Source organism: Paenibacillus sp. CB74 (assembly GCF_055687625.1).
Window position 1 is genome coordinate 4777940 of record NZ_CM146009.1, and the last position, 24399, is coordinate 4802338.

Genomic DNA, 24399 nt, shown 5'->3' on the forward strand with positions numbered 1-24399 from the left:
TTGTCTTGCGAAGAATGAAACGCTAGCACTAATTACTTTGCTTATTTGGCTGCAACATGTGCAATGATACGTCCTTTTTCGTATGTGACCGTAACGTTATAACCATCTGCCGTTACACTGTCGAATTCACCTGTAATTCCATTCGCAGTGATTAACGTAATATCTTTGGAGCCTTCAATCTTATAGTTGGACAAGTCCAGATTCAGGCTTCCTCCATCAATATAGAGCTTTCTGCCGACATTCAGTTGACTGTTGCCATCAGCGACAACCAATTCCAGCGTGCCCTTATCCATGGTGAAGTTTCTATTCAAGTTTAATGCTCCATCCACATTCACAACAACTGTTCCGTTCTCTACATACAGATCACCTGTACCAAAAGCCGTTGCAGATTCAGCTACCAGTGTTCCTGCTTGCAGTAAGGTTCCGCCTGTGTAGCTATTTTTTCCTGTTAGTGTAAGTGTTCCTGTTCCCTTTTTCGTGAGCATTCCACTGCCGGTGATATTATTTCTCCACCAGTCTTCTGCATTAAACCGTCCTTTGGAAGCATCCATATCCACAGTTACATTGTTTAAGAATGCACCGTATCCATCCGCAGCCGTGACCAGATCAATTCTACCCCAGCCCTTGGATTCATCCAGTACAGGATATCCAGAGTCAATGGATGTTGTATACAATACTTGTCTGCGCTGCTCATCTGTTAAATACGGTTGACGTGTTTCCAACAGCGCTTCTGCTCCTTGCGGTACAACGGGAGCCAAACCTTTAGTTCCTGTTTGTGGTAGACCATATGTCATCTTCTCTCTATAGAAGGCTTTATTGGCATCATGATCTTCCCATTTGTGTACATCATAAGCACTCTTAAATGTGTAATCCTCTGTTACGGTGTGTGCATATTCATACAGACTCATATTTTTTTCCTTGGCTGCAGCTCCAAATACTTCTCCTGCATTCTCATAGCCTTTCGCTAACACTTCTTTGTTCTCAGCCTTATTAAGTGCATATGCCGCCATGGCTGTGGATTGTATTCTTCCTCCTATAACATCAAGCGGTGAGTGCATGCCCGTTATGACTCGATTCTCGCCCAACTGAGCTGCTCTCGTTAACAATTCAGCGAATCGTTCTGGCGTAGCGTATGCCAAAGGAAATACGGATAAATAAGCTGCACTGGTATGTCCGCTCGGGAATCCGCCATCTTTTCCTCTTCCATCCTCAGCAATTCGTTTGACATAAGTTAAGGCAGGAATAAGCTTAACGTTAGTTTCGTATTGCTGGTAATGTTTTTCTCCGGTTGATTTGGTGCCGCCTGAAGCCAGAGGTACTTCTTTTTTCTCACCTTCGCCCATGGTTTCCCATACAGGCAGCCCTTTGCTATCAACAACTTCTTTCACTTCTCCATTGGAATTCATTCTCCACGGTCTTGGGGAAGAGTAGAAATATTTAGAGGGATTAGATGAGGCAGGAATTTTGAATCGAACCAGATCAACCAAATTAACCAGGTCTGAAAGCTCCGTTTTTGCATCCCAATCTCCAATACCTTGGCTTTCATCTTCCACCGTTTCTTCGGTCAACACCTTATTCATATCGTCCACCGTTCGTTCAACGTTTGTCTTTGGCTTGATGATATCTACATACGTGTTAGCCAACGGACCAAAGCCCTCCATCACACTATAGATCTTATCCCTTTGATCATCATAATAGGCTGCCAAAGCCTCCTCATCCGTGCGGTTTTGTGTGACCTTCTCTACATATCTGATATTGGCTTCCCAAGTCGCTTTGTTTCGGATTTCTTCATTTGCATATGTTTTCTGATCAGCGACGGGTACGGTTGGATCATTCTTAAAGCCGTCATAATAGGGGGACGGTCCATCTCCATACTTTGCATTCTTCCCATCAGCCCCAATTTTGGTTGCCGCTGTTCCGTCTCTCCAATCTGCTTGATTCATGGACCATACTTGATCAAAACCGTCCAAAATATCAATAAACGGATTGGTTTCCGCAATATTTTTCAAGGTGTCGTCTCCAGCATTGGCTCCGTCCTTCACGGCGGACAACCGGGCTTCATCTGCTGGAGGATTAACATTCAGTACGGCTGCCGTTCCTTTTGGCTTAGCTGGTTTGGCAGCCGTAGTCGCATCTGCTTCTACCGCCTTAACGAGTGCTGACACGGCTTCGGCACGAGTAATGGAATCAAGCGGTTTGAAGCTTCCATCTGCATATCCGGCAATAATTTTCGCTGCAGCAGTTCCACCTACAGCCCCCTTACTCCACGCCGCAATAGAAGATGAATCGCTAAATACATTTGCTGCTGTTTCATTCGACTCCAAATTTAGAATACCAGCAATGACTTTAGCTGCTTCCTGACGTGTAATCGGATCTTGCGGCTTCATGGTGCCATCCGCATATCCATCTATATATCCATTCGCATTTGCGATCGAAACTGCTTCGTAATACCACGCACTCTCCGACACATCGTTAAAGGTAATTTCAGCTTGTCCGGAATATCCAAACGCTCCATTTACCAAATTCATAAATTCTGCTCTGGTAATATACGTGTTTGGTTTGAATGAACGATCCAGGTAGCCCCGAATTAATCCTTCATCGCCCCATGCTTGAATATTTGCTTCCGCCCAGTGTCCCTTAATATCGGAGAACTGAATCTTCTGATCGGCTGCAAAACTCTTCTCTGCAAACGTCGGACCTACCATAGACAACATTAGAAGTAGTGCCAGTGACTTTTTAAGTGGTTTTCTCATGGCTTACTAATACACGCTCCCCTAATCGTAAATTCATTTTCACTTCTGCGTCAGCATATGAGGACGAAAGTCTCTATCCAGATGTCTGATCTGCCGTTAATGTAGCATTAGGGAGCATTTCGCATCTATAGAACATATTCCGTTTTATATCAAAATCGTACGTTCCGATGATTTCCAACCCCAAAAAACAGAGGAAATACTAGTTTCGTTAATTAAGATATCTTTTTATGTAAACGCTTTATTAAATTGGTGTAAAATATGAGCAAGACGTTTGTTAAATTTCGGTCAACATGATTTCTCGTCCTCGGCCTGCTATATAATGATGAAGTTGTCTAGATATGAGGAATTGAAGGGGGAAAAAGAATGCGTACGCCATTTCAGTCTGTGAGATCCAAGATGGTTCTTTCCTACCTCGCTGTCGTTCTTGTCATTGCGCTTCTTTTCGGCTCCATTTTCTATCTCTTCTTCTCCCATCAATACAGCAAAGAGATCCGAATCAATAATCAATTGTCGCTGAAAAGCACGGTTAATACTATTGAGAGCTCCGTAATCCAGAAGGTGAATCAGGTCTACCTGTCCCTGGCACTCGGTAACGCTGCAAATATCAATTTGGATAGCTTAAAAGGAAACCACAGCAAAATTTTGGACATCGAACAGTCCCTCATAAATATGGTGCAAAATTATTCCGATCTCATTGAAGCTATTCATGTGTACGATGCTAAGAACCACTTCGTTGTCTCATCTATATATGGGCTGATGCTCTATGAGGACACGCCTTCAAGCGCGGATCATACGACGGAATGGATTGCTGCGATGAAAGAAACCGAAGAAAGCTCCTTATGGATGCAGACTCGCATGGTTCCTCAGGATGCATATATCGAATCGCGGGGACAGAGCAACATGAGCCCTATCATTTCCTATGTCCACAGTTACCCGTTTCAATCTTCTGGAAAAGACAGCAAGGTCATGATTGCGATTGATATCAAAGAGTCAGCAATCAGTCAGATCATTAAAAATATGCTCCCTGCTGACTATGCGAATACATTAATCATCGATCAGGATGGAACTGTCATCTCTGCCGCAGACAAAACGTTAATAGGCAGTGCTACGGAAGAGAATCTGACTCAGTCACTGCTCTCTCTTCATTCTTCAGATGAGAACTTCGCGCCTGTATTTAACCATGACTCTTCTGTCGTTACGCAAGATCAATTTAAAGGAAATGCATGGCGAATCTATACGACCACGCCTAATGGGAGCTTCTACTATAAGCTGGATAGCTTGAAGGAAATTTCAGTTCTACTAGGCTTATTGGCTGTAGCGGTTGGGATCGCGATGTCGTCCATCTTCACCAGGGCCAACTATAGTCCACTAAAACAAATCCTGAATAACATCAAGAGCCGGATGGATAGCCCAACCAGCCTCAAGCAGGACGAATACCGGTTCATCGATACAACGTTTAACAGCCTGTCCAATAAAGTTGATAGTCTTGAAGAAACCTTGCAGGCCAATCATAAGATGATTAAGCATAGTATCATGCTGAACATGTTGAATAACCGATTTACACCGGAAGAGCTGACAGAGCAACTGCAATCTGTGCACATTTCAATGGATTACTCCCGCTTCCGCTGCATCGTCATTGACCCCGTCAATGAGAAGTGGAAAGATCTACAGCCACGACAGTTGCAGCATACGTTGTACACGATGATTCAGCAACTTGAGATGGCAGACATGGAAGAAACAAAGCTGCTCGCAGAGGAATTGCAGGATCACAAAATCGGTGTAATCATCTGTACCAATCAATCCGAGGAACCTCTCTCTGATCACATTATTAACTTTATTCACACGGAGGCAAGAAGCAGATTTGGCCTTGAATTTGTACTTTCGTTAGGCGGCTGGGTAGAGCACTTCACGAAGATTCACACAAGCTATCATCAGGCGAATGCCTTGATTCGATACGCCTACTTCTTTCCCGATCAGTCCGCCATTCAGGATCTTGATCTGCTGAACAGGGAAGCCAGCGGTCTGGAGATTCCGGAATCATATCTCATTAACTTCGAGAAAAAATTGCAGACTCGGGATATGCAAGGTTCGGTTCAGGTCATTCAGGAATTGGTAGCGATAATAAAGGAAGGCTCCTATTCAGCCGAATACAGTCGTATCATCTTATTAAAAACGGTATCTATATACGCTGAATGTATTCAACAGATGCGCCTGCAACCTGCCGAGGCGAGTTCATTGAATTTGTACAAACAATTTTCATTGTTCTACAATATCAATCGCTATTCGGAATGGATGATCCATCTCGTGACTGAATTTGTGATGCACATGGAGAAACGAAGCGAGGTACGGAGTGTGGATACCATATCGGCGGTCAAAGCCTATATTCACGAGCACTTGTCGGGCGATCTCACGCTGGATCATGTCTCAGAGCAAGTATTCATCAGCCCTAAATATCTCAGTAAACTCTTCAAAGAAGAAACCGGGATTGTCTATTCCGAGTATGTTACGAATCAGCGAATGGAACGCGCCCGGGAACTCATGACACAACGTGAAATTACGGTTGAGCAGGTCGCAAGTACGGTCGGTTACCGCACTCCTGCCTATTTCATTAAGAAGTTCAAAGCAATTCACGGCTGTACGCCAAAAAACTTCATGCGCAGTCTAATGGAGCAGTAATCTATATAGGTTGAATTTAACATTTACACAAAAACGGAGAGGACAGAAAGAACCTGAAGAAGCGAAGCGTTCGCCTTTATTCCCGGATTTCACCCCTTTAGAAGAGGGATCAAAAGAAATCTGGGAATAACAGCGATCGGAAGGTTGTTCTGTCATCGGAGTGTCCGTGTAGATATTATTTGATTGAACCTATATAGAATTTAAAATTAGGAAAGGAGCTGCTATGAACCTCAACCTTTCAAAAAAGCTATGTCTATATTCCACAATACTTCTCCTTCTCATATTAACTAGTGGTTGTACCTTTCTAAACAGGGAAACAGCACAAGTACAGCAGCAGGACCATCTAGCAAGCGCTGAGAAGAATACAGCTCCACAGTATACGATATCTTGGACCATGCATCAGAATATCCCTGTTCCTGAGGACGCGGAGATGATTGCCTATATTGAGGATCGGTTTGATGTCGATCTGGAGGTGTGGAACCTTGAGAACAAGCGGTATGAGGAACTGCTGGACCTGGAGCTGGCTCAGGGAAAAATACCGGATCTGTTCCGAATCAGGCAACCACATGATCTGCTTAAGTATCAAATGCAAGGCGTGTTAGCGGAGATTCCCCCTGAAGCACTTGAACAATATGCGCCAAATATTGTACAGCGAATTCGTGATTATGACTCACGTTATTTGGAGTACGGAAAAATAAATGGCAGCATCTATGGAATTCCGGTCATCAATCAGACCAACATCTATCGGACTCCTGTCGTATACCGAGAGGACTGGCTTAAGAAGCTGGGTCTGGACGTTCCGAGAACATTAGATGAATTTGAAACGGTTATGTATGCTTTTGCCAAAGACGATCCGGACGGAAATGGTAAACAGGATACGTATGGGCTATCCAGAGAGGGCTTAAATGTCGTATTTGGCGCCTTTGGACAATCTGTATTTACCGAGCAACTTTATTTTAATGAAAAAAACAATCAACTCGTGATCGGCGCTTTGGAGCCTGAGATGAAACAAGCCTTGGAGTATATGCAGAAATGGTATCGGGATGGGATTATTGATCCGGAGTTTATCACGGGAGAGAATAAAGGTGGCTATAAACATCTGTCCCACACTTTTATTAATGGCAAAATCGGGATGACCTCGATGGGAAATTACTATCATTGGAATCAAGCGGGAGATTACAGTGTCCTCAATGAAAATGGTGAGGAAATCCCACTCGAGCCCTCGTTCAACGTCAGTGAGCTACTCCAGAAGAATGCAGCCGCCAAGATTGTATTCGGTTCACCGGTTAAGGGTCCTGATGGACATAGCGGTTCCAAAGGGAATAATCTGCTCATGAATTTTATTGCTATAGGTGCTGAGGCTGCAAACGAGCCGGGAAAACTGGAGAAAATCTTGGAGATACTTGATTATGTAAGTGCCAACCCCGATCCGGTCGAACAGATCAAAATGGAGTATGGCCTTCCAGGAAAGCACTGGGATTGGAGCGCTGCAGATTCAAAATCGTTCCACTTGCTTCGTCCATACAGCCAAATGGAGAATTACACGAATATGATCGGCTCAAGTATTGGCATGATGGTTCCAGGTGCCCCCTCGGAAAAACGTGAACAATGGGCTGCATCTGCAGGGTTGACCGAGAATGGTATCTATAATCGCCTGGAGGTTGCAACCCCTGCCCTGATTCAATATTCATCGGAGTTGATTCGTATGAGAGACAGAGCATATATCTCCATCATCACCGGCGATCAGCCTGTGGGGTATTTCGATACTTTTGTGGAAGAATTTAAGGATGCAGGTGGGCAACAGGTACTGCTTGAAGCGAATCATTGGTATAAGGCGCGTAAGGAAACAAGTCGCACGCAATAGGCAGGACATATGGGAAGCGTCACATCAAAAAGCCACTACACTACCATCCTTGCTTCCCTGACGCAACGCACTCTCTATCCCTTCGCACTCGCATTCGATCCGCGGAGTGGACGGGTTGAATTGCTTCGTGCCGTGCTTCCAGTTTTGGAGGCGCTACCTGAGGGCGTGTTCTCAAAACGCTTGCGTTCGGTCCGCTCCATCTGCACAATCTGACCTTCGTGCACCACGATGTGTAGAGAACCAAACTCCATGTCATTCAGCTGTCCGGCAATTCGGTCCAACCATACCTCATCCACTTTTAACGGCTTAGCCATAGAGCCGCCTCCTCTTCTCGGGCTGCTGCCCGTCATATTCCTAAGTCCGTTGTCAACCAACATATTTATAAATCATTCTTATCCAACCTATATACTTGGTTTATACATTATCAGGGCTTCCAGTAGCTGTCAATCTGTATTTTCTTCTTCTCATAATATGAAATTGATCCGCTTTGTATCACTTTTCCGAAACCGCTTTGTGTCCAAGCCAGCTCTTGAGTAACAACGTGGCGAGAGCCAAAATCAGGAGCAGGGAAGCTACGGCAAATGAAGCCGAGAATTGATATTCGTTATACAAAATTTCCACATGCAACGGTAGCGTATTCGTCTCTCCGCGGATATGTCCGGACACCACTGATACCGCTCCGAACTCGCCCATAGCACGGGCATTACACAGAATAATACCGTACAGCAGCCCCCATTTGATGTTGGGCAAGGTTACGCTCCAGAAGATTCGCCACCCGGAAGCACCCAGCGTAACCGCTGCTTCCTCTTCCCGGGTTCCCTGGTCCTCCATGAGTGGAATTAACTCCCTGGCTACAAAGGGGAACGTAATAAACAGCGTTGCAATGACGATGCCTGGCAGCGCAAAAATGATTTTGATATCATGTTCGGACAGCCATGGCCCAAACCACCCATTCGAACCAAAGACCAATACAAAGATCAAGCCGCCCACCACAGGTGAGATCGAAAAGGGAAGATCAATCAGGGTGATCATAAGTCCCTTGCCTTTGAACTGGAACTTGGTAATGACCCAGGCAGCAGCCACACCAAATATCGTATTCAGCGGCACGGTAATCGCCGCAACCAATAATGTGAGTTTCAGTGCAGACATGGCATCCGGCTCGGTAAGAGCCGCAATGTATACGCCCCAGCCCTGTTTCAGTGACTCCATGAGCACGATCACCAGCGGCAGAATAAGCAGCCACAATAACACCAGACTTGCAAGTCCGATCAATAACCATTTGACCCATCGAGCTTCTGTTGTTGCACGGTTGGTTCCGCGGCCAGCTCGTACGGGTGGAACAGGGCTCAGTGGGACAGAACCCGCCATATGCTGCACCTCCTTTGGTTTGGGTGAGTGACGTTTTTATCTTTAAATATCCTTATTCCATCATGCTTCATCGTCATGCCCTGCCCGCCTTCCGACTCCAACGTTGCAAGGAATTAATGATCAACAACAGGATGAAAGAAACCAGAAGCAGCAGCAAAGCTACCGCTGTAGCGCCTGCATAATCGAACTGCTCCAGCTTGGCCATGATCAGCAAGGGCGCAATCTCTGTTTTCATCGGCATATTACCTGAGATAAATACAACGGAGCCGTATTCACCAATGCCCCGGGCAAATGCCAGAGCGAACCCGGTCAATAGTGGCGGAATCAGATCCGGCAGCAGAATCGTACGGAATATCCGCCATCTTCCTGCGCCCAGTGTGGCAGCCGCTTCTTCCACCTCCGCCTCCAGCTCCTCCAATACCGGTTGCACCGTACGAACCACGAACGGAATGCCAATAAACATCAGCGCCAGCGTAATCCCAGCCTGGGAGTATGCGAGCTTAATACCCAAAGGCTCTACAAACTGTCCAATCCAGCCATTGCCGGCATAGATCGCCGTGAGGGCTACCCCCGCTACCGCCGTTGGCAAGGCAAAAGGCAGATCAATAACCGCATCGAATAGCCGTTTGCCCGGGAATTCATACCGAACAAGCACCCATGCCAGGAGTAGCCCCAGCACGAGATCGATCAGGGCCGCTGCACCTGCGGTCAGAAAGCTGACCTGGAAGGAAGCCAGCACCCTGGGATTGGTCGCAACCTCAATCATGGTTGCCCATGTCAGCCCTGTTGAGTTAAACAACAGCGCTGCCAGTGGAATAAGTACAACCAGGCTCAGGTAGAGCACACTGTAACCCATCGTTAATCCGAATCCCGGCAATGTGCGTCTCCTCGCCAACATCACCTTGCTCATGTACGTTCATCCTCTCTGCCTTCAGCCGGTAAGGCTGGTTGGCCGCTTACAGCGCGATTGATCGGGTCTTCTAATGAACAGAGCAATCTTAGCTGCCTGGAACATAGATCTGGTCGAAGATACCACCATCATTGAAATGTTTGGCCTGAGTATCCCGCCATGTACCGAATACATCTTTCAATGTGAACAGTTCAAGCGCCGGGAACTGATCTTTGAATTTTTCCTCCACGCTGTCCAGCGTTGGGCGGTAATAATTTTCAGCGGCAATCGTCTGTCCTTCTTCACTGTACAAATATTTCAGGTAGGCATCCGCCACGTCGCGGCTTCCTTTTTTGTCTGCATTTTTGTCCACAATCGCAACCGGGGGTTCTGCTAAGATACTAACCGAAGGCACGACAATATCGAATTTGTCCGGACCCAGCTCTTTTACCGATAGGAAAGCTTCATTCTCCCAGGCAAGTAGCACATCCCCAATGCCACGTTCAACAAACGTTGTCGTAGATCCGCGAGCACCCGAATCCAGCACAGGCGCATGTTTGAACAATTCACCAACGAATTCCTTCGTTTTCTCTTCATCATTGTTATTGTGCTTAAGGGCATACCCCCATGCCGCCAGATAATTCCAGCGTGCCCCGCCGGACGTTTTGGGATTCGGGGTGATGACTTGGGTATCCCCTTTGATCAGATCATCCCAGTCCTTGATGCCTTTGGGATTGCCTTTACGTACAAGGAATACAATCGTAGAGGTATACGGAGAGCTGTTATGCTCGTATTTGTCCTGCCAGCCTTCGTTAATCAGACCTTTATCTTCAATCGCATCAATATCGTATCCCAATGCCAGTGTCACCACGTCTGCATCCAGTCCGTCGATAACCGAACGACTCTGTTTGCCCGATCCCCCGTGGGATTGCTTGATCGTCACTTCCTGGCCCTTCTCTTTCAACCAATGCGCCGCAAACGCTTTGTTATATTGCTCATAGAGTTCCCGTGTTGGATCGTAGGAAACATTCAGCAGTTCGATAGGCTTAGTCCCTTCCTTGCCACCTTCCGCTCCCCCCGATGTTCCTGCTGCACTGGACCCGCCGCTATCCGACCCACATGCTGCCAGTACCCCTGTTAACACCAGTGCCAGACCAACCAGAATACCCTTGTGAATTCTCTTTTTCATCAAAAACACTCCCCCGATATCAATCTGCATGACTACCTCAGGCCGGCTGAACAGGATCGAACGCCCCGTAAAAAAACAAGAAGACGGAGGAACCCCCGCGCACTTCTCCCCATAAAGTCATGCCGGCCCTGGGCCGTGTATGCTTTCATCCGGAAAGGATGCGCTGCGGTGTTCCTCCGTCTATACGGTGAGAACGTTATTCTGTTCAGGTTGCATGTTTTATTATTCCTACCTGTTTAGTAAGTTATATACGTATAATAAAGGCAGTCTATATACCTGTCAAACGTTTTTTCCGATTTTTACCGGATTTCTGCACCATTGGCAAAAAAAAGAGGAACAACGAACCATCGGCCGTTGTTCCCTTCAGCGAATCCCATGCTTCGCTGTTTACGATAAACATGTGCGGAGTTGGTCAGCCACACCTTGTCCATTCCTCATCTGCCCGCATACCGGATATTCGGTACCGGTGGTGGGTTCATGCCTTCGCCCAGATAAAAGCCGGTGTGCGGCGGCTGATTATAGGCTACATTTTGCCAAGCGACGCCAAGACGGTACACCGGATCATGCATCAGCGTGTAGATGCGTTTGTCGGTAACTGCTGTTGTGGTATAGATCCGCAGTGCTGAGCTGTCATTGGTCCGCCACACGACTTCCTCTCTCCAGTCCCCGAAGAGATCGGCCTGCAGATTCGGCGTAGACTTGGTTCCGTTGTTGGAAGAAACGCCGGATGCAGTGAGCAGGTTCATCGTTGTGCTGTTGGTATAATTCCACTTGTCGATTCGGTTGCTGTCCAACAGTTCACGGAGCAGGTCGCCATCCCACCAGATCCCAAAATTCGTGGAGGAAGGCAGGGTTGTCCCGAGTTTCTGCCCTTTGGCTGTGTACAGGCTGCCGTCTGCCCACACTTCGGCACCTTTATATCTTGGATCAATATCTGCTGCCATGCCACGTCCAATATCCTTCGTTGTTTTGACTCCCCAGATTAATTGGCCTGTACGTGCATCACGGAATTCCACTCCGGCATTGGACGGTGTCTCATGGACCTGAAACACCTCAAGTCCAGGGCGGTCAGGGTCCAAGTCACTCAGATGCATGGCATCGCCATGATGAAGCCCTGTCGTATATAAGCCTTTGCCGTTATCATCCACCGCCATGGCGCCATAGACAATCTCGTCTTTCCCATCTCCATCTACGTCCGCCACACTCAGATTGTGATTGCCCTGTCCGGCATAACCCGAATTGCCCGAGGTATTGGAATCAAATGTCCACTGTTTGGTCAGCTGTCCATTCCGCCAGTTATACGCCACCAGTACTGTGCGGGTGTAGTATCCACGGGCCATGACCAGGCTTGGGCGCTCCCCATCCAGATAAGCAATGGCAGCAAGGAACCGGTCCACCCGGTTGCCATAGTTGTCTCCCCAGTCGGATACATTGCCACGCGCCGGTTCGTAATTTACCGTGGAGAGCGCTTTGCCAGTCTGCCCATTGAAAACCGTCAGGAATTCGGGGCCAGATAATACATAACCGCTGGAATTGCGGTAATCCTTGCTGGCATCCCCGATGACCACGCCAGTGCCATCCCTGGTGCCATCGGCTGTTTTCATCGCAACTTCGGCTTTGCCATCACCGTCGAGATCGTACACCATGAACTGGGTGTAATGAGCGCCGGCACGGATATTTTTGCCCAAACCAATTCGCCAGAGGCGTGTTCCGTTTAATTTGTAGGCATCGATAAACACTTCTCCGGTATAACCGCTCTGAGAGTTATCCTTGGAGTTGGAGGGGTCCCACTTCACGATCAATTCATACTCACCATCACCATCCAGGTCACCTGCACTAGCATCGTTAGCACTGTAAGTGTAGGCTACTCCATCAGGTGTTGTCCCACCAGCGGGTACACTCAGCGGTACAGATAGATAGTTGTTGCCCCATACGCTTGCTGCCGCTGAAGCAGCCTGCTCCGTTCCACTGACTACTGCGCGAACTGTGTATTTGGAACTGCTTGTCCCGCTTGCATCCTGAAGGTTCGTGCTGTTCGTTATGGGTGTAGCATTCACCTTGGTTCCGTCCCGATAGACGTTAAACGATACATTCGAACCTTCCGTACCCAGAAGCCGCCAACTGACAAAAACACCTGTCCCCGTCTTCACAGCCACCACACCGCGATCGAGATATTCCATCTGTCTTGCCCCCGCTGCATGTGTTACTGGCGTGTTGCCAAGGCCTAGCGAAGTGACCAGTAACGCGGAACTCAGCAGGGATACTCCGGCTGTACGTAATGTGCGCTTCCACAACGATGATCCTTTTCCCATAAACAATTGCCTCCCCAATTGTAGTGGTAAGCCCGCTGCCCTTGTAGCGCCATTTTTTGTGTAAGCGCTTTAATATATTTATTTTAAATTAAACATATAATTCCATCTATAGGTCTAATTTAGTAATTAAATGGATGGCATATAAAAAAGCCGAAGGATTTCTCCTTCGACTTATATAATTACAACTTATACCACAGGCGCAACACATACCGGACGAGGCAGTTCCAGCTTGAACCCGTTATGTGTCAAACGTCCGTCTTCTTCGCTGATCTGGAAACCTACGAGATTATTGCTATCCTGATTCGCCACGACCAGAATCCCACCCGGCAAAATATTGAAGTTACGCGGTGTCTGCCCAATCGTGGACGTCCACTCTACGGCTTCCAGCTCACCGCTCTCTTGGTCAATATGGTAGAGTACGATGCTGTCATCTCCCCGATTGGATGCATACAGGAAACGTCCACATGGAGATACACGGATGTCCGCAGCGGTACCCTCGCCTTTATGCCCTTCTGGAAGTGTGGATATGTGCTGCACCGTAGTGAATTCCCCTCTGCGCTCATCGTATAGGAATGCCGTAACCGTGTTGTTTAATTCATTGATGACATATGCCCACTTCGAGTTGGGATGGAACACAAGATGCCTTGGCCCTGCGCCTGGTGGCTGATCCATCTCACGATGGGTTACCAGACGTCCTTCTTCCAACCGATACACAATGATCTGATCCAGACCGAGGTCACATACGACAGCATACTGTCCGGACGGATCTGGCTGAATGGAGTGTGCATGCGGCCCTTCCTGGCGATCTTCGTTGATTCCACTTCCCGTGTGCTCCACCCATGCACTCATCTCACCAAGCGTCCCCTGATCACCTACCGGAAATACATTGACACTGCCGCTGCTATAGTTGGATGAGAACACCCACTGACCATCCTTCGAGACAGACACATAACATGGAGAAGCTCCACGGGTCTGCTTGCGATCCATCAGGTGCAGTTCACTCGTAGCCGCATCTCTGCGATACACCAACACCTCTCCCTCGTCCGTCTCACTCGCCACATACAGACAGTTGCCATCCGGGCATAGCGCCAGATAAGACGGATTATTCACACCATCCATGTGATTGACGATTCGCATCTCTCCTGTATCCGTATTCAACGCACATAGAAATATTCCTGGTTCTTCCGCTGACGCATACGTACCTGTATAGAAAAGTGTTTCCTGAGTTGTGACTGGTTCCATATCTCAATCTCTCCCTTATCCTATATATTCTCTGGTCTCATTCTTCCCACTATGATGTACTTACCCAATTCACGGGCAACTGCTTCACTTCCTGTAACGTGGCTTTCTATATTCAGAATAACTCCGCTCAGCGCTCTCATATCTGTCATTGACTCCCTTATCCCCGCTCACCATAATACAAAGTATGAGACCTAACAACAGACAACCCCTACAGCGTAAATCTGACGGATTTCGTATGCAAAAACTCATGGTGCTTCCAGACTCACTGCTGCAAGAAACCGCAGCTTATCCGGCCACGTCCGGATTATACGTAACCGATATCGGTTACTTTCACGAAGCGGAACATCATTACCGTGACCGTCCCGATGGTTGTGAATCACACATTCTGATGTACTGTGCCCAAGGCACAGGTTGGTATACGATGGAGGGCAGCAAGACATATGATGTCCGCCCGGGAAACCTTGTCGTATTGCCTGCACATATTCCTCATGTGTATGGTGCCAACGTAGCTGAACCATGGAGTATCTTCTGGATTCATCTGCGCGGGGAACACGCTTTAACCTACATAGAACCATTGCTAACCCATCATATTACTACGATGCCACCGGCCAAGGCCCAAAAATGGCTCGAGCTGTTCCATGAATGTTACGGCGCGCTAGAGACGGGTTACTCCATGCAGACGATGACATATGCCTCCCAGATTATCGGTTATATGCTTGGTATGCTCGCTTATGGACCGGAGACGACAGGAACAGATGGTGGGATTGTGAGCAGCAAACGTGCGGCAGAACAATCCGTTCAATACATGCTGGAGCACCTGGAGAACGGAATCACCCTCAAGGAACTGGCGGCACATGCCCGGCTGTCTGTCTCTCATTACTCACAGTTGTTCAAGCAAGCGACCGGGCATTCACCCATTGATTATTTCCTGAGGCTCAAGATCCAGCATTCCTGCCGCTATCTGGATTTTACCGATTGGACCGTGAAGCAGATCAGTTCCGAGCTTGGATTCAAGGACCCTTACTACTTCTCCCGTCTGTTCAGCAAAATGATGGGACGTTCACCCACGGATTATCGAAATAAATCCAAAGGATAGGTGCCGTATGCTTCACAAGTGCTTTCAACTAAAATCTTTCGGAATGGTTATCTACTCCATTGGAAAATTTCAGCAACCTTTTGAACAGTAGGGTCGTCTATAGGGGCAAATAACTTTTATATAAAGGGATCATCCCTGGAAAAGTGAGGCGAACCTATTATGAAAAAAAATATACTGGCTACATTAACTGCGGGAGCTCTGCTCACGCTGTCTCTAAGTGCAGGCCCGATCAACGCTGCGCAGGCCCAATTCACGGATATTCAAGGTATCACAGGAGCAGACAAAATCGAATCTCTCCATCAGGATGGATTCATCAAAGGTGTGAGCGACAGCTTGTTCAAACCTGAACTGGAGTTAAATAACGCCCAGGGCATTCAACTGATTGCGGACGGACTGAATCTGAATCTGGATACGATTCGGTTTATCAAAATGCCGGTACCAAGTGACTACTTCTCTGCTGTAAAAGATGGCGTGTGGTATAGTGACGCATTTATCCGCGCCCAATATAATGGCATTCAGATGTCACAGGATATCGATCCGTCCAAACCACTCACTCGTGAACAATTCACCCTGTTCCTGATGCAAGGCATCGAGGCCAAGGGCGGTCTGCCGATGATTAATATCAAACCTGTGGACATTACCGATGAAAAGGAACTTACCCCTGCGTATCAAGGCGCCATTCAGCGTTCACTCGTTCTCAAAATTAATGAACTGGATGCCGATGGCAACTTCAAACCGAAACAAACGATTACTCGTGCCGAAGCAGCAGTGATGATGTATAACGCAATTGAATACATGGAATCGTTCCATGCACCGCAAATCCCGGAAATACCTGAAAAGTAATCATTTCATGGTGGAAACCACGAATTCACTTGAGTAGTGAATTCGCTCAAGTGGAGTCACCGTGAGTGGACTTTTCCATACAGCCCCCATATGCCAAACAGCCGCACCTTCCCTCAGTAGGAAAGCGCGGCTGTTTGTATTACACCTATATCACTGATGTGATCATCAGATTCTAGCTTTATAACTTAGAAAGTTCTAACTTAGAAAGAACCTTTAACAACAACCTCAGACAACGGTAAACGTCCTGACGGGCGAGCTGGCTGCGCTGCTTTACCTACAGTGATCAGCAACGTTGGCACAAACCGTGCAGGAATGTTGAAGGTTTCAATCAGTTTTTGTGGATTATATCCACCGATTGGACAAGTATCGTAACCCAGGGAGCGTGCAGCAAGCATGATATTTTGGGAAGCAAAGGATGCATTACGGATCGCTTCATCGCGAGCGATTTGCGGGCTTTGGTAAGCACCGTTGATCTGTCCAACCAATGCGTCACGAACCTCAGCAGTCAGTGCGCCTGCTTCAACAGCATGATCGTAGATTACAGTGTTACGGTTCGCTTCCAAATCTCCGAGAACAGCAATGGTAACTGAGCTTTCCACGATCTGACTTTGACCGTAAGCAACTGGCAGCAATTTCGCTTTGTCTGCTTCGGATTCAATGACGAGGAATCTCCAGTGTTGCAGGTTCCATGAAGATGGTGCTTCCGCAGCTGCTGTCAAAATCGCATTGAGATCAGCTTCAGGCAATACAAACCCTTTTTCGTACTTTTTGACAGCATGGCGTTCGCTAATGACGCGAAGTGTTTCATTTTTTTCAATGCCTGACATGTGTTCCACTCCCCAGAATCTATTTTTTGTGTTTTTCTTCTACTTTCGCAAAGGATCTTGAAGTCTACTCTACCGAGTATTGCCTTCCGAAAATAACATCAGCGCAGACGCTCTCTCCTCATCTGTGTTCACGTTATGCCCGGAATCGCTTTAAAACCATCGATGGATCTTTCACCGGAGCATAAGCCCATACCCTAACCAGTCGACCATATGAACCTTACCACCATGCCTGACTAAACCAAAGCCATATCTCGAAAGACCTTTGATTATGGAGTCTGTCAGGACTTCTCTTTTACAGACAATCCGTCTAATGCTAAGTCACATGCATCGCCACGACCTATACGTTCTTTTACGTCCTGAATGGATATACGGTCAAAATAAGCACTTAGCGCCTCTTCGCCCCCGTTATATATGTTCCCCATCACATCCTGCATATTGGAAGATACCACGCACGATGAACCGGACTCTCCTGAACACCAGCTTGGACCGAGTGAACCGCCGGCTACCAGTCTGTACAATTCGCCAAGCTTAATCTCTTCACTTGCACGGCTAAGCAAGTACCCACCATGAGCACCTTCCTTGGTCGTCAGGTAACCATGCTTACGCAGAACACTTAGTACCTTACGGACTCTGGCCGGGTGTGTACCCACACTCTGGGACAAATCTTCACTATTGGCCATACACTCATCTCTCATCGACAGAAAAACAAGACAATGCACCGCTATGGTAAATTCGCTGTTCATTACTTACTCCCTTCCCGGCTTACAACACCGATGAACTTCACCCAAGGTAAGTATAACTGTCATTATATGAATAACAGTTATGTTTGTCAACTTTCACCCAGGATGGGGATCACATATGATTTTTCCTGTTATACCAATACTTACAGCTCGTCCACACCATTAAGCTAGGATCAAGTTCTCATCTGCGTTTTAATCCAAAAAGAACAAAAAAAGTGAGCCTTTCGCTAGGCGAAGGGCTCCAATAAGATAGACATATGAAAGGGCTTACGTGATTATTATAATCGGTAATCTTCATTTTGAAAACGCTTTTTTTGTAAAGTGGCTCATTATTTAAAAAAATATTTTATTGAACAAAGTAAACTCCGGCTATTGCCAAAACTAATGTCATTAGTTATTATACTAATATCATTAGTTTTAAGGAGGATTCCTCGATGCGCATTACCCGAGAATTTGATGTCGTTCAGATTACGTTTTTTCCGAGACTCTTCCCTGTGAACGTATACCTGGTTGAAGAAGAAGATGGATTAACCCTGGTTGATGCCGGAATACCATTCAGTCTTAAGGGCATCTTGGCAACTGCCCAGTCCCTTGGTAAGCCCATTACCAGGATCATTCTGACTCATGCTCATAGCGATCATATTGGCGCATTGGATCTTCTCAAAGAAGCACTACCCCAAGCCGAGGTCTACATCTCCAGACGGGATGTTCGGCTATTGGAGGGAGATACTTCCCTTCTTCCCGGTGAGTCTCAAACCCCGGTACGCGGGGGCGTGCCCAAGCCCAAAGCAGTACGTACCCAGCCAGACCACTTGCTGGATGATGGTGACCAGATTGGTTCGCTGGCTGCCATTGCCTCACCAGGACATACGCCGGGGCATATGTCCTTCATGGATACGCGCAGCCGTGTGCTTATTGCTGGCGACGCGTACCAGCTGCAAGGCGGCCTTGCTGTATCCGGCCGCATGCGCCCGCTCTTCCCGTTCCCCGCGCTGGCGACGTGGAACCGCGAAGCGGCTCTGGCCAGCGCGAAGCGCTTGGCGGAGCTGGAACCGTCCGTACTGGCTGTAGGCCACGGACGGATGCTGCGCCAGCCCGCGGCCGCCATGCGCGCGGCAACCGCTGATGCTCAGCAGCGGTTCGGCCTTGCCGGGGGGCAATTATGAGCCCCCGGCAAGGGCTGGATCGCGGCGCTCTGCTCAGCGCCGCCGCCCAGCTTGCTGACAGCGACGGCTTTCAGGCGCTGACACTGGCCGCACTCGCCCAGCGTCTGGATGTGCGCTCGCCGTCGCTCTACAACCACATCAGCGGACTTCCCGGGCTTCGCCAGGAAATGGCGCTGATGTCCGTACAACAGCTCAGCCGAGCACTAACCACGGCTTCGGCTGACCGCACAGGCGACGATGCTATCCAGTCCATCGCTGCGGCATACATTGGCTTCGTTCGCGAGCACCCTGGGCTCTACGAAGCCTCATTTCATGCCCCGGACCGCGAGGAGCCACAGCTAGCCGCGGCCAGCACAGCCACATTGGAGCTGCTGCTGCACAGCTTGCAGCCCTACCCGCTAACCGAAGCAGAAGCCTTGCACGCTGTTCGTGGTTTGCGGAGCCTCTGCCATGGATTTGCCTCCATTGAGGCACAAGGTGGCTTCGGCATGAATTTTGATCCAGACGAAAGTCTGCGTCTGACCGTATCCGCCTTCCTGCATGGACTCCGGCATCTTCATCAGGACTAACAAGGCAAGCATTTCATCATGAAAAAGGACTGCAGATCCGCTGCAGTCCTTATTGCATTGCCGTGTACTACGGGTATCCCCCATGAATTCGACAATCATAATGTTATAGTTACGCCAATTACGCTAAGTACTTTCAACACAGTAACACCCACTTTGAACTCGACTTTCATCGCATTGCGTTATTTACCATTTCTGTTGATACCAAAGAAAAAGAGCGTTTTGGTTGCGAGATACCTTGAATGGTGCCTCTGACTAGCCCTGTAACTGAAATCTAACGAACCGAGGACACTCTATAACGACGATTAGAGTAATTAACAAAAACTAACGAACTCCACACGTCTTATTTCGCAGAAAACGGGCAGTTGGACAGTAAAAATGAGCGTATTCAGCCATTTAACGTGTCTGTGATTCGTTACATCTGCCAATGTACCCCATTGGGCCGAAGTAAGATGTGCTGGTTTCGTTAGAACGTGCTACGTACGGGTACTTCTGATCATAATGCAATATCGGTGCACATCGAGACACACTTTGTGTTATGGACTCTACATACGCGGCGAGCGCGATGTGTTGCAATGGAATTTGCATTGATTATGCTGGTACAAATCCAGATACCTAGCTTACTCTGATCATAATGCACACAGTAGTACCACTGTTTTAATACCATTCCTGCTATAGCTCACGCCGCCCGCAGTGGGATGATTCTTTTCACCGATCCAGCGACAGATCCTATTCTTCATGGTGGTAAGGGTCTAACCTTCGAGCTACCCATATCGCATTGTACATAGCAAGCAAGATTCTGCCTGATATGCATCGCGCTCCAACCACACTTTTACGCCTTACCTCTACACACCTTCTCTAATATGTACATCTCCCGTTCCTCAGTCGGGTAGAACGGCCTTTCGCCGTCTGTTCCCCATCCGAACGTTTTTCTTTACAACCATCCTATGGCCATTGCTGCCGTCCATCCTGCACTTCCTCTAAAATATGCTTCATCACGGGCACATACACCTTCCAGTAGAACATGTCAGGAATATCTTTCTGATCTGGCGTAAGCTTGGACCGGATGACCTCCCATCCCCGAATTCGACGCCAGAAGGAATAATGCTTCATCTCTCCGAATGACCCTGCCATGTAATACGATCGATTATAGTCGTCGTAGCGCACAAGTGCAGCAAATTCCGCAGGTATTCCTGCATTCGCCAGCTTCTGCTGGCCTGTCTCCGTCAGATCAGTCTTATACCAAGCCAATATGGAATCCTGTTGTTGCGGCAAAATGATATCAAACCAGCCACTGTATTGAATGTCCTGGCTTATGCCACTCCAATCTCTGCCTTCCTGTGTAAATGCAACCTGTACATCTCCTGTCTTTACGTCCGTGCCTTTCTCCAGCACGATGACCTGCCCATCTGCACCAACTAGCAGAATACCGGCTCCGGAATAAGGCCATTTTTTCTTCTCTCGCTGCTCATAACTCGCCTGAACCCACTGAGGGACTTCTTCCATGCTTTGCAGATTAGATACCGATTTCCCTTGCCATCCACTGCTGTTCACCCCCAAGATGGGATACAGCTGCTCTCTCGTCATCTTCGAAGCCGTATTCGCCATTGCACTGTATTCGGCAACAATCGTTACCCCTTTATACGCAGCCTCGCGAATCTTCTGCGTATCATATATCGTTAGTCCTTCATAGATTCCGTCTTGTTTTCGTCCCTTCTTCTGTGCAGACAGACTACTCCGGTTCGCCGTCAGATAGATCAGATCCGTATCAGTGACCTCATCTGGCAGCAGTTGCTTCATCCGGGGAAGCCCGTTCTGAATATCATAGCCGTAATAATCCTCTTCGTATGAGTAGTATTCCCCTGTGTGCTGTACAATCTTCTGCTGATTCAGAAGCCAGACTAATCCCTTATGCCCCTGATAGGACGAGTCTGGTCTGCTTTTGTCAATAATCATGATGTTCAGCGGGACAGGGGCCTGAGATTGCCACATAATCCAGGGGACAACCAGCACCACCGATACCACTGTAAAACAAGCCAGTGTCCACATCGTGGCTGGCCTGTAACTTTTTTTCATGAAGCATCTTCCTCCTTGCTTTGTTCCAAGGTATGGCCCAAGTTACCGTTAGATTACCCCAATCCATTCCTGATCTCCTTCTCCTCTGCCTTCCTCAATCCCATAGCATGCAAGATGCCAATCATACGAAATATATTGTTCAGCGGTCTGAACCAGAACGTCTCCGAACAAGCGTATACTAGCAGACGCGTCACCTCTCTGGACGTGTACGCTTTGCGTGAACACCATATTTCGAACATGACCATACCTGCGGAAAACAGTGAACCGTAGAGCATCAGCAGTAGAGCAATAATGATGCACAGGTTGATATCTACCAACTGAAGTCCTATGCCTGAGATGAACAGCAATAACGCTCCCAGTTCCATCACAGGTCCCAGCAATTCGATCAGAATAAAATACGGGATGGATACCATCCCCATCCAGCCGAAGGCTGGATTAAAAATCATGCTCCGCTGGGCCCATAGACTGCTCGCAAGCTGCATATACCAGCGGGTTCGCTGTCTGCGCAGTTGACGCCATGTACCCGGCACTTCTACCCTGCAGATCGGATCGGGAATGTATATAATACGACCCCGTTCCCGAATTCGCTTCATATGTTTTTGCAACCGCATCACAAGTTCCATGTGACCGGCCTGATCACCGCGCCTATAACCACCGACTTCCATCACCCGGTTCTTTTTGAATACACCGAATACTTGAGCCGTAAATAAAAGCACATTAATATTGTAACGAACGAGTCCCACCCCGCCAATTAAAAAAGCACGCACGTATTCAATGCTTTGCATCACATACAACGTACTGCCCGTCGGTGTTGTGCTATTATCCGTCAATTCCGCATGAGCCGTATTTCTAGGAACCATAAGATCTACTCGTCCACTACAAGCAACGACCTCTTCTCCTGGTAGAGCATCCATAACGGGTTTCATAATCTTCACCAGTGCATCCCGTTCCAAAAATGTCCGGGGTCCAACAGAGGCGATATAAGGATATTGCGAGATATTCAGACCTGCATTCAAGGAGTCCATTCGTCCTCCATACGCCTTGTCGATCACAATCAGACGATGATGCAGCCTGGATTGGTAGACACCTTTAATCTGAGCCGTCTCCTGACCGAGTCCCGAGTAATGAACTTTACTCCGAATGGGCATCAGATCATAGGTTTCCATTAACCGCGGCATTGTTCCATCCTCTGATCCGTCATTAATGATAATAACTTCATAGCGTGCATATTGAATCTCCAATAGACCGTTAATTCGCTGCACGATCGTATTCTCGCTATTACGCGTCGGAACAAGCAGAGATACCGCCGGAGCCAATTCTTCGTCCAACATCTCATGATATTGCAGCGGGTCCAGATCCCTTCTCAGGATCATTGTGCGAGCGGCAGCAACTACCAGAACACTGCACATCACAATCGCTAGCACCAGATAGACAAATATCCCCTCGTAACATGCCAAAACAAAACTCCGCAGCATCTCAATCCATCTTTCGTCCATACTGCATCCTTTCCAGCGTTTCTTCCGCTATCTGCCTTGCATACCTATCCGGATGGTTTACAGCTGTATCCCGGAGTTCTTCAAGTCCCTGGTCGTAACGGGCGAGGGAATTCGCCGCCTCCTGTCTGATCTGAAAAGAAGGATCTCCCATCATCACCTTCAGGCGAGGAATAAAAGCATCCGCATGAATATCGCCCATAAGCCGGGTCACTGTTAGTCTTTCAGAACGTTGTCTTTCCTCGCCAGCTTCGTTCCATACCAGCAATAGACCCTTCAGCATATCTTCACGGTATCTGCCCACTTGAGCCAATGCCTGATAAGCATGGGTACGCAGCAGTGCATCCTCTTCAAGAATGAGCTTCTCCAGCAAAATAAAAGCACTCTCCGTCTGGTCATCCCGAATACGAATGGCATGGACGATATTGGACTGGACCTGATAAGGTACATTCTTGAAATGATCCTTCAGACGAGTCCAGGACGAATCGGTAAGCAGCAGCAGAATCTGCAGAACCTGCGAATTGGACCATACACATTGCTCACGCATCAATTCCTTCACAATTCGGAAATAACCGGTTCTGGCATATATGCGCAAAATGATGAAGCGTTCAAGCGGTGTGCAGGAGGTAACACGGAGCATATCCTCTAACTTCGGCAGAAGCTCCACCATATGAAACTGTTCAATATATAACAACGTGTTGACCCGTTCACTCCACTTTCCCGTCTTCAGAACGGACCGGTATGAACTTCCGAAGACTTGCCAGGATAATAGACGAATTCGCAGAATCTCCTGCTCTACCGGACCTTGAGCGAGCCTTTCCAATAACAACTGCTGCAAAACGATCTGTTGATCTCCAGTCATATTCAATACATCTACACCGATTTCTCCGTTGTTCAGATATTGCTGTAGATATGAACCTTCTGCAAGTAATTCCTGCCTCAGTGTTGTCTTAACTTTTTCCCTGCGTTTGCTGTTATACTTCAACCATAAAATATAACTATAGATAACCAGCAAAAGAATCAGTACACTTGCACATATGAGGCTAACCACATGTACCAGCCAATCTGTATTACCTGCAAGCCATCCCGTATGGTGTGAACCGATGAGCTTAGTATACATCCATTGTTGTCCAATCATTGTATGATTTCCCCTTAATCGAATAAACGGCCTTACAACGGGCACAATAATACAAAAATTTCAAATAAACCCTGTGAATACATATCGGGTATATGATACACTAAGCTTTCTATCGGCTATATGCGTTTGTGATATAATAGGAACTGAAAATTCCGGCAATT

Annotated in this window: 18 protein-coding genes; 6 read left to right on the top strand and 12 right to left on the bottom strand. The window is 47.7% G+C overall.

Translation table 11 applies throughout. From position 1 onward, the window contains the following. Nucleotides 1–41: 41 nt before the first annotated feature. A complete protein-coding gene (locus tag ACX9NY_RS21040; RefSeq protein WP_472474860.1) occupies nucleotides 42–2753 on the bottom strand; it encodes an S-layer homology domain-containing protein in 2712 nt (903 codons plus the stop codon). Nucleotides 2754–3116: 363 nt separating this feature from the next. Between ACX9NY_RS21040 and ACX9NY_RS21045 the strand changes: the two genes are divergently transcribed. Then, the gene (locus ACX9NY_RS21045; RefSeq protein WP_472474862.1) at nucleotides 3117–5429 is read left to right on the top strand and encodes a helix-turn-helix domain-containing protein; all 2313 of its coding nucleotides are present in this window, start codon (nucleotides 3117–3119) and stop codon (nucleotides 5427–5429) included. Between the two features lie 394 nt (nucleotides 5430–5823). Further along, nucleotides 5824–7293 (top strand): extracellular solute-binding protein, encoded by a 1470-nt coding sequence (locus ACX9NY_RS21050; RefSeq protein WP_472474864.1) that lies wholly within the window; start codon nucleotides 5824–5826, stop codon nucleotides 7291–7293. A 74-nt stretch (nucleotides 7294–7367) separates the two neighbouring features. Here ACX9NY_RS21050 and ACX9NY_RS21055 read toward each other — a convergent pair whose 3' ends face one another. The 6 genes from ACX9NY_RS21055 to ACX9NY_RS21080 all read right to left on the bottom strand — a co-directional run bounded on the left by ACX9NY_RS21055 (nucleotide 7368) and on the right by ACX9NY_RS21080 (nucleotide 14293). Then, nucleotides 7368–7607, bottom strand: a complete 240-nt coding sequence (locus tag ACX9NY_RS21055) for a YezD family protein (protein ID WP_472474866.1) — start codon at nucleotides 7605–7607, stop codon at nucleotides 7368–7370. A 178-nt stretch (nucleotides 7608–7785) separates the two neighbouring features. Then, the gene (cysW, locus tag ACX9NY_RS21060; RefSeq protein WP_472474868.1) at nucleotides 7786–8661 is read right to left on the bottom strand and encodes a sulfate ABC transporter permease subunit CysW; all 876 of its coding nucleotides are present in this window, start codon (nucleotides 8659–8661) and stop codon (nucleotides 7786–7788) included. A 73-nt stretch (nucleotides 8662–8734) separates the two neighbouring features. Continuing rightward, nucleotides 8735–9571, bottom strand: a complete 837-nt coding sequence (gene cysT, locus ACX9NY_RS21065) for a sulfate ABC transporter permease subunit CysT (RefSeq protein ID WP_472474870.1) — start codon at nucleotides 9569–9571, stop codon at nucleotides 8735–8737. A gap of 88 nt (nucleotides 9572–9659) precedes the next feature. Beyond that, nucleotides 9660–10739 carry a sulfate ABC transporter substrate-binding protein gene (locus ACX9NY_RS21070; protein ID WP_472474872.1) on the bottom strand — a complete coding sequence of 360 codons (1080 nt, stop codon included), beginning with the start codon at nucleotides 10737–10739 and terminating at the stop codon, nucleotides 9660–9662. Nucleotides 10740–11173: 434 nt separating this feature from the next. After that, on the bottom strand, nucleotides 11174–13051 hold the full coding sequence (locus tag ACX9NY_RS21075; RefSeq protein ID WP_472474874.1) for a rhamnogalacturonan lyase: 1878 nt from the start codon (nucleotides 13049–13051) through the stop codon (nucleotides 11174–11176). A gap of 186 nt (nucleotides 13052–13237) precedes the next feature. Then, nucleotides 13238–14293, bottom strand: coding sequence for a lactonase family protein (locus tag ACX9NY_RS21080; RefSeq protein ID WP_472474876.1), 1056 nt, complete (start codon nucleotides 14291–14293; stop codon nucleotides 13238–13240). A 235-nt stretch (nucleotides 14294–14528) separates the two neighbouring features. Between ACX9NY_RS21080 and ACX9NY_RS21085 the strand changes: the two genes are divergently transcribed. Together ACX9NY_RS21085 and ACX9NY_RS21090 are read left to right on the top strand one after the other, a co-directional pair. Beyond that, on the top strand, nucleotides 14529–15389 hold the full coding sequence (locus ACX9NY_RS21085; RefSeq protein ID WP_472474878.1) for an AraC family transcriptional regulator: 861 nt from the start codon (nucleotides 14529–14531) through the stop codon (nucleotides 15387–15389). 159 nt (nucleotides 15390–15548) lie between these two features. Beyond that, the gene (locus ACX9NY_RS21090; protein ID WP_339239290.1) at nucleotides 15549–16232 is read left to right on the top strand and encodes an S-layer homology domain-containing protein; all 684 of its coding nucleotides are present in this window, start codon (nucleotides 15549–15551) and stop codon (nucleotides 16230–16232) included. Between the two features lie 200 nt (nucleotides 16233–16432). On the opposite strand, the gene ACX9NY_RS21095 is transcribed toward ACX9NY_RS21090, so the two are convergent. Further along, a complete protein-coding gene (locus ACX9NY_RS21095; RefSeq protein WP_339258580.1) occupies nucleotides 16433–17059 on the bottom strand; it encodes a nitroreductase family protein in 627 nt (208 codons plus the stop codon). A 278-nt stretch (nucleotides 17060–17337) separates the two neighbouring features. Then, a complete protein-coding gene (locus ACX9NY_RS21100; protein WP_472474880.1) occupies nucleotides 17338–17802 on the bottom strand; it encodes an Rrf2 family transcriptional regulator in 465 nt (154 codons plus the stop codon). Nucleotides 17803–18233: 431 nt separating this feature from the next. Between ACX9NY_RS21100 and ACX9NY_RS21105 the strand changes: the two genes are divergently transcribed. Continuing rightward, the gene (locus tag ACX9NY_RS21105; protein ID WP_472474882.1) at nucleotides 18234–18965 is read left to right on the top strand and encodes an MBL fold metallo-hydrolase; all 732 of its coding nucleotides are present in this window, start codon (nucleotides 18234–18236) and stop codon (nucleotides 18963–18965) included. Continuing rightward, on the top strand, nucleotides 18962–19534 hold the full coding sequence (locus tag ACX9NY_RS21110) for a TetR-like C-terminal domain-containing protein (RefSeq protein WP_472474884.1): 573 nt from the start codon (nucleotides 18962–18964) through the stop codon (nucleotides 19532–19534). The genes ACX9NY_RS21105 and ACX9NY_RS21110 overlap by 4 nt, the downstream gene beginning before the upstream one ends. 942 nt (nucleotides 19535–20476) lie before the next feature. Here the strand turns inward: ACX9NY_RS21110 and ACX9NY_RS21115 are convergent. From ACX9NY_RS21115 to ACX9NY_RS21125, 3 genes are read right to left on the bottom strand one after another with little or no spacing between them, the layout of a single operon-like run. Continuing rightward, nucleotides 20477–21607, bottom strand: coding sequence for a hypothetical protein (locus ACX9NY_RS21115; RefSeq protein WP_472474887.1), 1131 nt, complete (start codon nucleotides 21605–21607; stop codon nucleotides 20477–20479). 53 nt (nucleotides 21608–21660) lie between these two features. Continuing rightward, nucleotides 21661–23103: a glycosyltransferase family 2 protein gene (locus tag ACX9NY_RS21120; RefSeq protein ID WP_342571705.1), complete on the bottom strand. Its 1443-nt coding sequence runs from the start codon at nucleotides 23101–23103 to the stop codon at nucleotides 21661–21663. After that, nucleotides 23084–24238, bottom strand: coding sequence for a HEAT repeat domain-containing protein (locus ACX9NY_RS21125; protein WP_472474889.1), 1155 nt, complete (start codon nucleotides 24236–24238; stop codon nucleotides 23084–23086). Before ACX9NY_RS21125 ends, ACX9NY_RS21120 begins: the two co-directional genes overlap by 20 nt. Nucleotides 24239–24399: the final 161 nt, after the last annotated feature.

Excerpts from the sequence above, each read along its gene's own strand:
- ACX9NY_RS21085 (WP_472474878.1), top strand. The coding sequence starts at position 14,529 with ATGCAAAAACTCATGGTGCTTCCAGACTCACTGCTGCAAGAAACCGCA.
- ACX9NY_RS21045 (WP_472474862.1), top strand. The coding sequence starts at position 3,117 with ATGCGTACGCCATTTCAGTCTGTGAGATCCAAGATGGTTCTTTCCTAC.
- cysW (WP_472474868.1), bottom strand. The coding sequence starts at position 8,661 with ATGGCGGGTTCTGTCCCACTGAGCCCTGTTCCACCCGTACGAGCTGGC.
- ACX9NY_RS21090 (WP_339239290.1), top strand. The coding sequence starts at position 15,549 with ATGAAAAAAAATATACTGGCTACATTAACTGCGGGAGCTCTGCTCACG.
- ACX9NY_RS21120 (WP_342571705.1), bottom strand. The coding sequence starts at position 23,103 with ATGGACGAAAGATGGATTGAGATGCTGCGGAGTTTTGTTTTGGCATGT.
- ACX9NY_RS21115 (WP_472474887.1), bottom strand. The coding sequence starts at position 21,607 with ATGAAAAAAAGTTACAGGCCAGCCACGATGTGGACACTGGCTTGTTTT.
- ACX9NY_RS21080 (WP_472474876.1), bottom strand. The coding sequence starts at position 14,293 with ATGGAACCAGTCACAACTCAGGAAACACTTTTCTATACAGGTACGTAT.
- ACX9NY_RS21125 (WP_472474889.1), bottom strand. The coding sequence starts at position 24,238 with ATGATTGGACAACAATGGATGTATACTAAGCTCATCGGTTCACACCAT.
- ACX9NY_RS21110 (WP_472474884.1), top strand. The coding sequence starts at position 18,962 with ATGAGCCCCCGGCAAGGGCTGGATCGCGGCGCTCTGCTCAGCGCCGCC.
- ACX9NY_RS21055 (WP_472474866.1), bottom strand. The coding sequence starts at position 7,607 with ATGGCTAAGCCGTTAAAAGTGGATGAGGTATGGTTGGACCGAATTGCC.
- ACX9NY_RS21050 (WP_472474864.1), top strand. The coding sequence starts at position 5,824 with ATGCATCAGAATATCCCTGTTCCTGAGGACGCGGAGATGATTGCCTAT.
- ACX9NY_RS21070 (WP_472474872.1), bottom strand. The coding sequence starts at position 10,739 with ATGAAAAAGAGAATTCACAAGGGTATTCTGGTTGGTCTGGCACTGGTG.
- ACX9NY_RS21105 (WP_472474882.1), top strand. The coding sequence starts at position 18,234 with ATGCGCATTACCCGAGAATTTGATGTCGTTCAGATTACGTTTTTTCCG.
- cysT (WP_472474870.1), bottom strand. The coding sequence starts at position 9,571 with ATGAGCAAGGTGATGTTGGCGAGGAGACGCACATTGCCGGGATTCGGA.
- ACX9NY_RS21075 (WP_472474874.1), bottom strand. The coding sequence starts at position 13,051 with ATGGGAAAAGGATCATCGTTGTGGAAGCGCACATTACGTACAGCCGGA.
- ACX9NY_RS21100 (WP_472474880.1), bottom strand. The coding sequence starts at position 17,802 with ATGAACAGCGAATTTACCATAGCGGTGCATTGTCTTGTTTTTCTGTCG.
- ACX9NY_RS21095 (WP_339258580.1), bottom strand. The coding sequence starts at position 17,059 with ATGTCAGGCATTGAAAAAAATGAAACACTTCGCGTCATTAGCGAACGC.
- ACX9NY_RS21040 (WP_472474860.1), bottom strand. The coding sequence starts at position 2,753 with ATGAGAAAACCACTTAAAAAGTCACTGGCACTACTTCTAATGTTGTCT.